Below are 13,463 nucleotides of genomic sequence, written 5' to 3'. Positions count from 1 at the left end.
CCAAAACGGCATAATCCGGAATTCTGTATCGTGAAAAGAGGAAAAAGGGCGGTCCCTTCTTCCTCTCGTTCCTTGCTTTTATTGAGAAAGTGTATCACGGTACTCATGAAACTGATCTGTGACATCTTTTGACGGAGCCTGTGTCAACAAGCTGACGACAAATACAGCGGCAAGGCTTACAGCAAACCCCGGAATGATTTCGTACAAAAAGTCTGAAAGACCGGCATTCGCCCAAATGATTACGGTAATCGCTCCCGCAATCATGCCGGCGAGTGCCCCCCATTTCGTCATCCGTTTCCAAAATAAACTGAGCAGTACGACCGGCCCGAATGACGCGCCGAATCCCGCCCATGCATAGCTGACAAGACCTAGTATCGTGTTGTTTTTCTCCCAGGCGAGCACCAAGGCGATGATTGACACCGCAAGCACTGCCATTCTCCCCAGAAATACGAGTTCCTTATCAGAAGCCGAACGTCTGAACATGGACTTATACAAATCCTCTACTAAAGAACTGGACGTAACGAGCAGCTGAGACGAAATCGTACTCATAATGGCCGCTAAAATCGCAGAAATGAGAAATCCCGTAATAATCGGGTGGAACAGAATGTTGCCGAGCTGAATAAAAATGGTTTCCGGATCAGCCAGCTTCAGTCCGTGCTGATGGTAATACGCGATTCCCGCAAGACCCGTAAACAGCGCGCCTAGTGCAGACAAAATCATCCATCCCATGCCGATCCGTCTGGCGCGTTTGATTTCTTTCACAGATGTGATCGCCATAAAGCGCACAATAATATGCGGCTGCCCGAAATAGCCGAGCCCCCACGCAAATAAAGAAATAATGCCAAGGACGGTCGTTCCTTTGAACATGTTAAACAGTTCCGGGTTGACGGAACGGATATCGGCAACGGTTTCTCCCGGGCCGCCCGTATGAAAAATCGTCACAATCGGCACGAGAATAAGCGCCGCAAACATGATGATACCTTGGACAAAGTCCGTCCAGCTTACCGCCAAAAAGCCCCCGAACAAGGTGTAGGCGACAACGACGCCTGTCACAACCCACAGGCCGGTGTGATAGTCCAGCCCTAAAATGCTGTTGAATAAGACGCCTCCGGACACCATGCCCGATGATACGTAAAATGTGAAAAAGACGAGAATGACAAGACCCGAAAACAGTCTGAGAAGCTTCGTATGATCACCGAAACGATTTTCAAGGAAACCCGGAATGGTGATGGAATTCCCCGCTTTTTCAGTATACGTTCTCAGTCTCGGCGCCACGAAAAGCCAGTTCGCCCATGCTCCGAGCACAAGGCCGATGACAATCCAAGCGCCGCTTAATCCTGTTGAGAACATGGCGCCCGGAAGCCCCATCAAGAGCCATCCGCTCATATCCGCCGCTCCCGCGCTGAGCGCTGTGACGGCAGGACCTAAAGACCGCCCCCCGAGCATGTAATCCGTCAGATTTGACGTCCGTCTGTAGGCGAAATAGCCGATAAACAGCATGCCCGCCATATAAATACAAATGGATATAATCAACTGAATGTTTGCTATGGCATTTCCTCCTCCGCTTTATATGTTTATGGTGAAATGGACACCCCCCGCGAGGAGGATGCCCATTCAGTCCCTCTTAAAACATTTCACTGATTGTTTTCGCCTGCATGTGGAGGGCCAAATAATCCGGGCCGCCCGCTTTTGAATCAGTGCCGGACATTTTAAAGCCTCCGAACGGATGGTATCCGACAATCGCTCCCGTACAGTTGCGGTTGAAGTACAGGTTGCCGACATGGAATTCCTGTTTCGCCCGTTCAATATGTTTGCGGTTATTTGTAATGACCGCTCCTGTCAAACCGTATTCAGTGTTGTTTGCCACTTCCAGCGCTTCATCAAAGTTTGATACTTTAGAAAACCCGACGACCGGCCCGAAAATTTCTTCCTGCATGAGTCTGGCTTTCGGATCAAGGTCAGCGAAGATCGTCGGCTTGATAAAGTAGCCTTTTGAATCATCGCCGGTGCCGCCGCTTACTAAACGGCCTTCTTCTTTTCCGATTTCAATGTAGCTCATGATTTTATCGTAAGAGCCTTGGTCGATGACAGGCCCCATATACACGTCAGCGCTGTCAGGGCTTGCCGTCACTTTTGATTCAGTGATTTCGATGACGCGCTCCAAGACGGCATCGTATACTTTTTCATGCACAACCGCGCGGGAACCTGCAGAACATTTTTGTCCCGCGAAGCCGAATGCTGATGTAAAGATGGATTGAGCCGCCAATTCAATGTCCGCATCTTCGTCAACGACAACCGTATCTTTACCGCCCATTTCTGCAATGACGCGTTTCAGATGCTGCTGTCCCGGCTGCACTTTTGCCGCGCGTTCAAAAATTCTCGTACCGACTTCACGTGATCCCGTAAATGTAATGATGCTTGTTTTCGGGTGATCGACGAGATAGTCTCCCACTTCCGCCCCGCTTCCCGGCACAAAGTTGACAACGCCCTTCGGAAGGCCCGATTCTTCAAGCACTTCTACGAATTTCGCCGCGATGACCGGTGTCGCGCTGGCCGGTTTTAGAACGACCGTGTTGCCCGTTACGATCGGTGCTACCGTCGTTCCCGCCATAATTGCAAAGAGGAAGTTCCATGGCGGAATGACGACCGTTACGCCTGTCGGTGTGTAGACATATTGGTTTTTCTCGCCTTCACGGCTGTTGACCGGTTTGCCTTTTGCCAGTTCGATCATTTGGCGCGCATAGTACTCCATGAAGTCGATCGCTTCAGCTGTATCAGCATCCGCTTCGTTCCAAGGCTTTCCCGCTTCCTTGACAAGCAGGGCGGAGAATTCGTGCTTTCTGCGGCGGACTTTGGCAGCCGCGCGGAACAGGACAGCCGCTCTTTCTTCAGGAGATGTGTATCTCCACTCTTCGAACGCTTTCGCAGCCGCTTCAATCGCTTGCTCAGCATGCTCTTGAGAAGCTTTTGACACTCTGCCGACAACTTCTTCTTTATCAGCCGGGTTGATTGAAACGATTTTCGCTTCTGTTTCCACTCTTTCACCGTTAATGACAAGAGGATAATCTTTTCCCAGATACTCGCTTACTTTCGCAAGCGCTTTCTTGAATTCTTCAACGTTCGATTGATCTTGGAAATTCGTGAATGGTTCGTGTTTATAAGGTGTAGTCATTGTCATCTCTCCCTTTTTTACTTCTTAGTCATCCCTTTAAAGGCGAATGCGATATTTGAGGGGCGTTCAGCGAGCCGTCTCATGAAATAGCCGTACCAATCATCGCCGTAAGGCAGGTAGACTCTCATGTTGTATCCTTCTTCCACTAGGCTGAGCTGGGTTTGCGAGCGCATACCGTACAGCATCTGAAACTCAAAGCGGTCGTTTGGAATGCCGTGCTCTTTGACAAGCTGCTTTGTAAACTCGATCATCTTGTCGTCATGCGTGGCAATTGCCGTATAATGTCCTTTTAAAAGCTGTTTGCGGATGAGTTTTTTATAATTTTCATCTACATCGCTTTTTTCAGGATAGGCCACCTTTTCCGATTCTTTATAGGCTCCTTTGACAAGGCGCAGAAACGGATTCAGCGGGTCAAGATCATCAAGGTCCTTCTCCGTTCTGTACAGATAAGCCTGCACCACGGTGCTTACGTATTCATACCTGCTTCGGAAGTCTTTAAAGATATCCAGCGTTTTCTGGCATCTCGTCTCATCCTCCATGTCAATCGTCACCATGACTTTATGTTTTTCCGCCGTCTGGAGGATTTTCGTCATATTTTCATAGACGAGATCGAGATCTATATCAAGACCTAAAGACGTCATTTTTAATGACACTTGGGAATTCAGCTGTTCATCAGCGATTAAAGCAATGGTCTGCATGCACTCCTCGGTGCGTTCTTTCGCGACATCACCGCTGTTGACGAATTCACCCAAATGATCGACAGTAACTGACAGCCCTTGGCTGTTCAAATGTCGGATTGTCGGGATAGAACTGCGGATATCCATTCCTCCGATGATTTTGCCGGCTGCCACACGGCTTCCCCAGCCTCGCGCCATCTTATTGAGAAAGCTGCTCTTGGATAAAAATAAGAAAAAATCTCTTGTAATCACTTCCAACCTTAACACCCCGCAATCTAAGAAGTATTTGTATGAGTCTATTGTAAATGGACAAAACATCCTCTCACAATATTCTAAAAATACAAAGATTCTGATAAATTTTTGTGGTTTTTCCACAATCAGCTTCTTAGAGAGCAGGCGGATCATGCCGAAAAAAGGCGGACGGAAATGACAGAAATCGTCAATTCCCGCCTTTTTCTTCCCAAGCCTCTTCGAGAGTCTGAATCAAAAGCTGATTCAGTTCGTCCGTTATATCCGGTTTCGGTGTTTTGACCGTTTTGGCATACTGCCCGATGCGTTCTATTTCCTCTTCTATAAAGGCATGAATAATCGTATTTCCGGGTTCCGGAGCCAGTTCCTGTCCGCTTTTTTTCCTTGTAAGCAGTGTGCTGATTTCAGAAATGAGCGCTTCATCCGTCAATAGGGCATCTGCCATTACTGGAAATGACATCGGCGGTACGGTGCCGAACGTTTCAATCCACTTGCAGGCAAGGAGAGGCCGCAGGACATAAAAATACTTTTTAATCTTCACTGCACTGCCCCGCAATTCCGTTTTTTCATTCCGCTTTGCCATATTGAGATAATGATAGAGGCATGCTTCGGGCGAAAAGGCGCGGGTTTTCAGTTCTCGGAGCTTTTCAGCCGCTGTGAAAGCTTCATAATAGATCATCTCGGAAGAAAGCCATTCCAAAAGAGGCGGATTTGATTTTTTAAAGAGCCTCAGGGCTTTTCTCAGTTCCCAGCCGCTGACGTCAAGCATGTCATGGATCGGCTCTTCTATGACATCCCTATGCGGTTCAATGGAAAAGTACCATTCTTTTTTCGGCGCATAGAGAAACCGTACATCGTAGTCGCTTTCGCTTGACGGAAATCCCCATGCGCGGCTTCCCGATTCTACGGCGTAGAGCACCTTAACGTCGTGCTTTGCCTCAATTCGTTTTAATTCTTCGATGATCCTTTGTTTCATTTGTATCCGTCCTTTTCCGTCATCATTCATGAAAAAAGCCCAAGTACTTGGGCTTTTCACTGCTGTCAGCCTTTCAGATGCGCTTTCAGAAAGGCCAGCTTCTCCGTATGGAAAGAAGGTATATATTCATGGCCGAAATACCGGTAAACCTTCAATTCTTTTTCCGTTTCCAGATGATTGTAAGCGGCAAATACCGTCGACGGCGGAGTCACCCGGTCAATCAGCCCGATGGACATGAGAACCGGCACCTTTACGCGGTCCGCCAGATTCATGATATCAAAATAGGCCAGTGTATTCATCGCGGCTTTCTCCGTTTCAGGGCTGCCGTTTTTTCTGAAAAAGGAGTTAATCTCAAGATACGGCTCATCAAGTGCGACGTCAATCGCCCGCTCAAAATTGCTTAAGTACGGATAATCAGCCGCAACCGCTCTCGGAATGTCGGAAAGCGCCGCCGCGGCGATGGAAAGCCCGCCTCCCTGGCTCCCCCCGATGACAGCGATTCTCGTTTCATCCACTTCATCAAAGCTGCTGATGACTTCAAGAGCCCTTACTGCGTCTAAGTACACACCGCGGTAATAATATGTATCTTTGTCTAAAATCCCTTTCGTCATCCAGCCGGGAACGTGTCCGTGCGGTGAGACACTTGTATCTGTGCTGCTGTGCTGGCCGCGGACAAGCATCCCGAACGCGGCATATCCGTGAAGCGCCCAATTTACGATGTCATGTATGTCCCCGTCATAGCTTGCGTTGTAGCCGTGGTATTTCACGATGGCCGGATGCGGGCCTTTTCGGTCGGGAACGGCGTACCATCCCTCAATTTCCGCCTTGCCGAAGCTTCGGTATTTCAGCCGGAATACTTTCACGCCGTCAGCCGGGTAGCTTTCAGGCGTCAAATCAGGCTTTGCCTCTTCCTTTGCAAGCTCATGTAATGATGATGCCCAAAAATCCGCAAAGTCATGAGGAGCAGTTTTATTTGGTTTATAGGTTTGCAGTTGGTCAAGCGGCAAGTCGTATAATTGCATATCCGATTATTCTCCTTTGTTTTATAAGATTTAATTTTCTGACTCTATCTTAACACGATTTTACACTTATTTTCTAAAAATTTTTATAAATGATCGGCGGACGCTTTCACTTTTTATCAAACGTTTGTTTAACAGAAAACAAAAAAGAGCTGTGCACTCACAGCGGCACAGCTCTTTTTACATCGGCTGATACAGGTCCCAACCGATTTTTAACGTTTCAACGATATAATCGGCAATTTCTTCAGGTTCCAGATTATCCGTTGCCACTTTTGAATTATGTTTATCATAGATGCTTTGGCGCTCGTTAAAGAGCTGCTGCATTTCATCCATTGAACGGTTATGCAGAACGGGACGGCTTTCAATCAGCAGGTCAGCCCGCTGCTTCCAATTCTCCCATGATAAATCAAGATGAAGCACGAGACAGTTTTCCAGGCAGCACTGTCTGATTTCCTCTTGTTTAAACGAACCGCCCCCAAGAGACACGATCTTGAATTTCGTATTGCGGCAAATATCTAATATATAGTCCTTTTCAGTCTGACGGAAAAAGGCTTCACCCTTTTTCTCAAACATTTCCGGGATGGACATGTTGAAATCTTTCTCAATTTGCAAATCAATATCAATGAAGTCTCTGTATAATTTTTTAGCGACCAGCTGGCCGATTGTTGTCTTACCGACACCCATGAATCCGATCAGTACGATATTTCTTTCTCTTACGGGAATGGCACGTTTTGCGTTCATCTTCGGCGAAATCCTCCTAAGGAATGAAAAAGTTATGTTTATTATATGATAACTCCATATTGAAATATAGAGATAATGCGATGAGTTTTTCGATCTACCGGAGCGTAATGCGTTCCACCTTTCCGACAATGAAAATATAAGAAAACGCCCCGATAAAGGCGACAGCGCCGACAAACAGAATCGCTCCGTTGTATGAACCGGTCGCAGAGACGATAAACCCGATGATAAGCGGCGTAATAATACCGGCCATATTGGCGAAAAAGTTAAACACGCCCCCTGCCAATCCGATTGTCTCGCTCGGCGCCACTTCACTCAGCATCGTCCAGGAAATATTAGACATGCCCTGCGCAAAAGAAGCAATGGATAAGATCACCAAAACCGCCGGGGAAGAGTCCGTAACATTCGCGAGCACGATGGAGCCCGTCAGCAGAAGACCGAGGATAACGGGCGTCTTTCGGGCAACGTTCACTGATACGCCCCGCTTCATCATACCGTCAGACCAAAATCCGCCGAACAATACGCCGAAAAAGGCGGCGATATACGGGATTGATGCGGCGAAGCCGACTTTTAAGAAAGCCATGTGCTTTGCTTCCGCCAGATAAGTCGGAAACCATGTCAAAAAGAAGAACAGCGTGGACGCTACGGCGAATTGGCCGATATACAAGCCGACAAGCTTGCGGTATTTAAGAAGCTGGACGAAATCCCGCCACGTGATCCTGCCGGCTGATTCAGACACCTCTGTCAGCCCGCCGCCTTCTTTAATATATTCAAGCTCTTCCCGATTCACTTTCCGATACCGATTCGGCTCCTGATACATCTTAAACCAGAAAACGGAGAAAACAAGCCCGAGCAGCCCTGAGGAAATAAAGACGGCTCGCCAGTCAAATGCCGTTAACACCCAGAATAAAACCGGTGTGGCGAACGCCAGTCCGACATATTCCCCCGCTGTGTAAACCCCAGTCGCAAAGGCGCGTTCCCTCCTCGGAAACCATGTCGTGACAATCCGGTTGTTTGCGGGAAACGCAGGCGATTCAGCCAGCCCGATAATCAGGCGGCAGCCGAATAAAAATCCGAAACTGGCCGCAAAAGCTTGCACTCCGGTGAAAACCGACCAGACAAATAAAGAAACTCCGTACGTCCGTTTTGACCCGAATTTGTCCAAAATGAGCCCGCCGGGAATCTGCATACCCGTATAGGTCCAGCTGAATGCGGAAAATACGACGCCCAAAAGAGCGGGGCTTATGTTCAGCGAAGTCTGAATGGACGGGGCGGCGATGGATACACTTGCACGGTCTATATAATTAATCGCAGTGATAAAAAACAAAAGAATCAGTATCACATAACGAGCGCGAGTCGGTTTATTGCGGACGGGCCTGAAGTCCGTCAGCTCCGTTTCATTTTTCAATGGCTTCTCCCCCTTACTCGAATGAAATTAATTGTACAACACTTCGAGCAATTATTTAATACTTTGACGCAAAAAAGCGCTAAACAATTTGTGTTCAATACTGACCGGATGCACCGCTTCCATAAAAAAAGTGTTTACCCTTTTCGTCTGTTTATCCGCAGCTTATCCGGGGAAAAAACACATATAGGATAGACAGTTAACGGGAGGATTACCGATGAAACTGAGCTTTTGCACGACAGGGTTTAAAAAAAAGCATATTCTCGATGTCATTTCTTTCGCAAAAGAGCACTCCTTTGACGGAATCGAACTGTGGTACGGGCACGCCCAACAATATATAAAAGAAATCGGCCCGCTCGACAGGCTTGATCAGCAGCTTCAGGAGGAAGGCTTCGAGGTGCCCGCTGTCAGCTTGTACACTGACTTCGCCACTCAGGATGAAAGGCAGGCGTTAAAGGATGTTCAAAGGGCATTAAGCGCGGCGCGGCAGCTGCACAGCCCCTTGATCAGAGTCTTTGCGGGCAACCTGGCTTCGCACCGGACGTCACCGGAAAAGTGGCAGAGCGCCGTTGATCAATTTCAGCAGGCGGCACGACTCGCAGACGGCTATGACGTCAATATCGGGCTTGAGATTCATTACGATACGTACGCGGATACACCGGAAGCGGCGCTGGCATTTTTAGAGGATGTCGGACATCCGCGGGTCCGCATTATTTTTGACGGCTCCAACCTTCACGTCAATCATGTGGACCAAATGCCCGCTTTAGAAAAACTGTATCATACCGTCAGCCATATCCACCTGAAAAACTATCACTGGAATTTTGACAACTGGTATCTCAGCAGGCCGGTGTCTGTTCTGCAGGGCGACTTACGGCAGGAACCCTTTCTGAAAGAACTGTTGAACAGGCAGTACGGCGGATTCGTGTCACTCGAATACTTCGGTCGTCATGCTGAAGCGCATATGAAAGAATCTCTGAATGAGATCAGACACTGCTTTAAGAAATAAAAAACATCCCCTTTGAAGGGATGTTTTTTTCAAATTAAGAAAAAAATTTTAGAAACAGAGAAGGAATTTTATGGATAATAGTCTAATTATTAACACTGTAATACATTTCTTTTGAAAAGGGAGTGTTCGAAATGAAATTCAAAAAAGTGTTAACCGGTTCTGCGCTGTCTCTTGCCTTACTGATGTCTGCCGCTCCTGCCTTTGCCTCATCACCAACAGCATCGTCATCCGTGGAAAATAGCCCAATCTCAACAAAAGCAGATGCCGGCATTAATGCTATCAAACTCGTTCAAAGCCCTGACGGCAATTTCGCTGCTTCTTTCGTTTTAAACGGAACAAAGTGGATTTTCAAAAGCAAATACTATGACAGCAGTAAGGGATATTGGGTAGGAATTTATGAAAGTGTAGATAAATAAAAATGAGATAAACAAAAAACCTCCCTTTCAAAAGGGAGGTTTTTTATTTCTATTTCCACCAATCATCAAACATTGATGCCGGCACCTGACGCTTATGTTCCGTACTGAGATAGCGTTTTTCCAGCGCCTCAATCACTTCGGAAGAAACGTCCTTGCCTTCTAAATAATCATCAATGTCATTGTATGTGATGCCGAGCTCTGTCTCGTCCGTCTGCTGCGGTTTTTCATCGAGCAGATCGGCCGTCGGTAATTTCAAATACAGGCGTTCCGGTGCGCCGAGCTCTTCTAATAAACGTCTGCCCTGTCGTTTCGTTAATCCGGTCAGCGGCAGCAGGTCAGCTCCGCCGTCACCGTATTTCGTGAAGAAACCGGTCACCGCTTCAGCCGCATGGTCGGTACCGATGACAAGCAGCCCCTCTTGTCCGCCGATGGCATATTGCGCGATCATTCTCATTCTGGCTTTTACATTTCCTTTGTTAAAATCAGTCAGCTGATCGCCCGTTTCTTTTTTGTACTGATCGGCGAACGCGCTGACAGCGGACTTAATATCAAACGTCCATGATTTATCAGGCTTAATGAATTTAAGTGCCAATTGGGCGTCATCCTCATCCTGCTGTGCGCCGTGCGGAAGACGGACGGCGATAAACTCCGCGTCTCCGCCTTCCTCTCTGATGCGTTCAGCCGCCAATTGGGCGAGGCGTCCCGCAAGCGTGGAATCCTGCCCCCCGCTGATGCCGAGCACAAAGCCTTTGGCACCTGTTTTTTTCAAATATTGTTTCAGAAAGTTCACTCTGTCCTCAATTTCTTGTTTCGGATCAATTGAGGGTTTTACATGGAGATCATTCATAATTTGTTTCTGGATGCTCATCCCAATCACTCCTCCTGCATTGTTTCTTTATGATTCATTTCCCGTTCATGCTGAAAATGAATCATGCCACTATGTACGACTCTCTGTTAAATATAGCACAGGTGCAGTTTTTAAGTGAATCAAATACACCGGGATCAGCTGATTTCCACTCGCAGCGCCGTAATGCTGTCGCCGTTGCATTTTCCTTTTTCGATCGGACAGGATGAAAACGCGACGACGAGATCCATTTCCGCACGAAGCCGTACGTAATCACCCGCGTCAGACAGAGGCGTTTCGACTGACAAGTTCCCCTTCTCATCAAGCACCGTATTCATAAAGATGGCAAACGGATAATGCATATGCGGCCGCGGCACTCCGAATGGTTCAAGCGCCCCGCTCATATTGTCATAGCACGTATCCTGGAGCTCGTCTTTATGCTTTCCGTATAAAAGCCTGTTCATATCCGGGCGGCAGGCGGGAAGCAGCAGGTCATGCTTGCCGACAGTATCTTCAATCAGCGTCAGCATCGGCTTATATAAATTTGAATAAATATGTTCGCCCGTTTTCACATGAATGGACTGATTGGCATCAATCGTCGCGCCCTGATCAAGATGCTCATAAAAGTCTTTGGCATGATACGCCGTAAAATCAGCCACCTGCTGCCCTTCCACATCGACTACTTTTATAATCTGCCCTTTGTGAACCTTCAGGCCGAGCCCTTTTTTCGGCGGTACGATAAATTGCTGTGTCATCAGACTGCTCCTTTTTTCTTCTATTATGAACCCCGGCCGTTTGTTTCATGTAAAGCAATTTATTGGATGTATATTCCCGTTCTGCCGGCCGCAATCTAAGCTTTAATAAAGGGGTTGAATTACATGGGTAAATCACAGGACCAGCCTAAAGGAAATCTCGCTTGGTGGCAGCTCTCTTTAATCGGCGTCGGCTGCACGATCGGGACGGGCTTTTTTCTCGGGTCCAGTATTGCTATTGTTAAAAGCGGATATTCCGCGCTGATCTCATTTCTTATTGCCGGGCTCGGCACCTATTTTGTCTTTGAGCAGCTCGCGAAGCTTTCGGCTAAGCAGCCCGAAAAGGGGTCTTTTTGCGCTTATGCGAGAAAGGCTTTCGGCTCTTGGGCCGGTTTCAGCAACGGCTGGGTGTACTGGTCGTCTGAAATGCTGATTACGGGAAGCCAGCTGACAGCCATCTCGCTGTTTACGAAGCATTGGTTTCCGAATATGCCGCTGTGGATCCTCGCCTCCATCTATGCGGTGCTCGGTCTTTTAATTATTTTTACGGGGCTGTCCGTTTTTCAAAAAACGGAGAATGTGCTCGCTGTTGTCAAGACGGCGGCCATTTTTATGTTTATCGTCATCGCCATTTTGGCGCTGTGCGGTATATTTTCTCATAAACCGGATGTCCAAGTGCCGAATGAATCAAAGGATTTGTTCCCGCACGGAGCGATGGGTTTGTGGACGGGGCTGATTTATGCGTTTTACGCTTTCGGGGGAATTGAAGTCTTGGGGCTGATGACCGTACATTTGAAAAAGCCGGAGGAAGCCTCAAAATCAGGCAGACTGATGCTTATCGTTCTTGCGGTGATTTACGTCATTTCTCTCGGCCTGGCGTTATTGTTAGTGCCGCTGGGTAAATTCACCGAACAGGACAGCCCGTTTATTACATCTCTGAAAGGCTTTCATTTAGATATCATTCTTGATATTTTTAACGGGATTTTTATTATTGCGGGGTTTTCTACGCTCGTCGCCTCGCTGTTTGCCGTGACGACATTGCTTTGTACGATGGCTGATGACGGAGATGCGCCGAAATGCTTCAGATTGAAGGAAAATAAAAAAATCTGCTGGCCTGCGCTCGGATTGACATTCGCCGGACTCATCGTCTCCATCATCCTGTCTTTGGTGCTGCCGAAAAATATATATGAACACATGACCACCGCGGCAGGCCTGATGCTTCTGTATACATGGGTGTTCATTTTGTTCTCAGGCAAGAAACTGATCGAACCGACAAAAGTGGGAACGGCACAGATTTTTATCGCCCTGGTGCTGATTGCGGCCGCCGTCTCCGGGACGCTGTTTGAGAAATCGAGCCGGCCCGGTTTTCTGGTCAGCCTTTGTTTTCTCGCCGTCATTGCGATCGTGACATGGATCGTACAAAAAAAGCAGGGACACAGCCCTGCCGGATCATAGCTTAAACAATCTTTTCAAATAGGAAAAAGGACATTTTGACACTTGCGTCTCATCATCACGGAGGAAATATTGCTTCCATTCTAAATTGTCTTTTCCTCCGTACCACCCCAATCGGGGATGAAGAGGGGCTTCGTCGTATGCCTCTAAACGTTTTCTGATCAGCCGGCTCATATTGCGTCCGAATGCGGTTGAATCATTTAACCCTTCGAAAACCCATCTCGGCTGAAACGCCAGCATAAAAAACGGGAAGCTTCTGCTTTGTCTCGCTTCATGCGCAGGCGTTGCGCACAGAATAAAATACGGCTCGCCGTCAAAGCAGAACTCCCATTTATAATGTTCAGGATCTTCCGGCATATCTTCCGGCCAGTCTTTCGGGTCGCAGCCGCTCAGCCGGTTTAAAAAAGACCAGAACATCTCTTCATACGCCTCAATGGAATAATGCTCAGCTAAATCCTCAGGCGTATCAAAAATCACAAGCAGCGACGCGTATCTTCCGGTTTTCCTTGAGATTTTTCCGTATTCGGACAGCAGCGGCCCCACTTCCTCCGGGGTTCCCTGCTCGCGGGGATCACCCGCAAAGGATATCCGAAGCTGATCTGTCAGAAATCCCTGACGTCCGGGTATGCACGGAAAGGTGTCCGCTTCATCGCCTACTTTTTCTGATAGAAGCTCAAAAGCGATTCTCTGCCAATTTGGCAGATCCAATAACTTTTCCTCAAGGCAACTTTTTGTGTACAGCCCGCTGGCCATCGCC

Annotated in this window: 13 protein-coding genes; 3 read left to right on the top strand and 10 right to left on the bottom strand. The window is 47.8% G+C overall.

Annotated features, from left to right (window positions below; translation table 11 throughout):
• Positions 1-78 precede the first annotated feature (78 nt).
• From putP to AD710_RS09540, 7 genes are all read right to left on the bottom strand, one after another.
• Positions 79-1,533: a sodium/proline symporter PutP gene (gene putP / locus AD710_RS09570; protein WP_016936811.1), complete on the bottom strand. Its 1,455-nt coding sequence runs from the start codon at positions 1,531-1,533 to the stop codon at positions 79-81.
• Between the two features lie 91 nt (positions 1,534-1,624).
• Positions 1,625-3,172, bottom strand: a complete 1,548-nt coding sequence (gene pruA, locus AD710_RS09565; RefSeq protein WP_016936812.1) for an L-glutamate gamma-semialdehyde dehydrogenase — start codon at positions 3,170-3,172, stop codon at positions 1,625-1,627.
• Between the two features lie 17 nt (positions 3,173-3,189).
• The gene (locus AD710_RS09560) at positions 3,190-4,101 is read right to left on the bottom strand and encodes a proline dehydrogenase family protein (protein WP_099744976.1); all 912 of its coding nucleotides are present in this window, start codon (positions 4,099-4,101) and stop codon (positions 3,190-3,192) included.
• A gap of 187 nt (positions 4,102-4,288) precedes the next feature.
• Positions 4,289-5,074, bottom strand: coding sequence for a nucleotidyltransferase domain-containing protein (locus AD710_RS09555; protein ID WP_049627858.1), 786 nt, complete (start codon positions 5,072-5,074; stop codon positions 4,289-4,291).
• 65 nt (positions 5,075-5,139) lie between these two features.
• The gene (cah, locus tag AD710_RS09550; protein WP_016936815.1) at positions 5,140-6,096 is read right to left on the bottom strand and encodes a cephalosporin C deacetylase; all 957 of its coding nucleotides are present in this window, start codon (positions 6,094-6,096) and stop codon (positions 5,140-5,142) included.
• 177 nt (positions 6,097-6,273) lie between these two features.
• Positions 6,274-6,834 (bottom strand): shikimate kinase, encoded by a 561-nt coding sequence (locus AD710_RS09545; RefSeq protein WP_003156609.1) that lies wholly within the window; start codon positions 6,832-6,834, stop codon positions 6,274-6,276.
• 94 nt (positions 6,835-6,928) lie between these two features.
• Entirely contained in the window at positions 6,929-8,239 is a 1,311-nt protein-coding gene (locus AD710_RS09540; protein ID WP_047476170.1) for an MFS transporter, read from the bottom strand.
• 214 nt (positions 8,240-8,453) lie between these two features.
• Here AD710_RS09540 and AD710_RS09535 point away from each other — a divergent pair, with 214 nt between their 5' ends.
• Complete coding sequence (locus AD710_RS09535; protein WP_049627857.1) at positions 8,454-9,242, top strand: sugar phosphate isomerase/epimerase family protein; 789 nt, start codon at positions 8,454-8,456, stop codon at positions 9,240-9,242.
• A gap of 131 nt (positions 9,243-9,373) precedes the next feature.
• The gene (locus AD710_RS09530; RefSeq protein ID WP_045926280.1) at positions 9,374-9,658 is read left to right on the top strand and encodes an antimicrobial peptide LCI; all 285 of its coding nucleotides are present in this window, start codon (positions 9,374-9,376) and stop codon (positions 9,656-9,658) included.
• Between the two features lie 49 nt (positions 9,659-9,707).
• On the opposite strand, the gene nadE is transcribed toward AD710_RS09530, so the two are convergent.
• Both nadE and AD710_RS09520 read right to left on the bottom strand, forming a co-directional pair.
• Positions 9,708-10,526: an ammonia-dependent NAD(+) synthetase gene (gene nadE / locus AD710_RS09525; RefSeq protein WP_016936819.1), complete on the bottom strand. Its 819-nt coding sequence runs from the start codon at positions 10,524-10,526 to the stop codon at positions 9,708-9,710.
• Positions 10,527-10,660: 134 nt separating this feature from the next.
• Positions 10,661-11,257 carry a DUF1989 domain-containing protein gene (locus AD710_RS09520; protein ID WP_045926281.1) on the bottom strand — a complete coding sequence of 199 codons (597 nt, stop codon included), beginning with the start codon at positions 11,255-11,257 and terminating at the stop codon, positions 10,661-10,663.
• A gap of 123 nt (positions 11,258-11,380) precedes the next feature.
• Here AD710_RS09520 and AD710_RS09515 point away from each other — a divergent pair, with 123 nt between their 5' ends.
• Positions 11,381-12,709, top strand: a complete 1,329-nt coding sequence (locus tag AD710_RS09515) for an amino acid permease (protein ID WP_049627856.1) — start codon at positions 11,381-11,383, stop codon at positions 12,707-12,709.
• Here AD710_RS09515 and AD710_RS09510 read toward each other — a convergent pair.
• Positions 12,704-13,459, bottom strand: a complete 756-nt coding sequence (locus tag AD710_RS09510) for a YqcI/YcgG family protein (protein ID WP_049627855.1) — start codon at positions 13,457-13,459, stop codon at positions 12,704-12,706. The two genes, AD710_RS09515 and AD710_RS09510, sit on opposite strands and share 6 nt — an antisense overlap.
• Positions 13,460-13,463: the final 4 nt, after the last annotated feature.

The sequence above is a fragment of the Bacillus sp. JFL15 genome, from assembly GCF_001184225.1.
Lineage (GTDB): Bacteria > Bacillota > Bacilli > Bacillales > Bacillaceae > Bacillus > Bacillus siamensis.
Note: the sequence above shows the minus strand (reverse complement) of the source record. Positions and strands in the feature narration are given on the sequence as shown.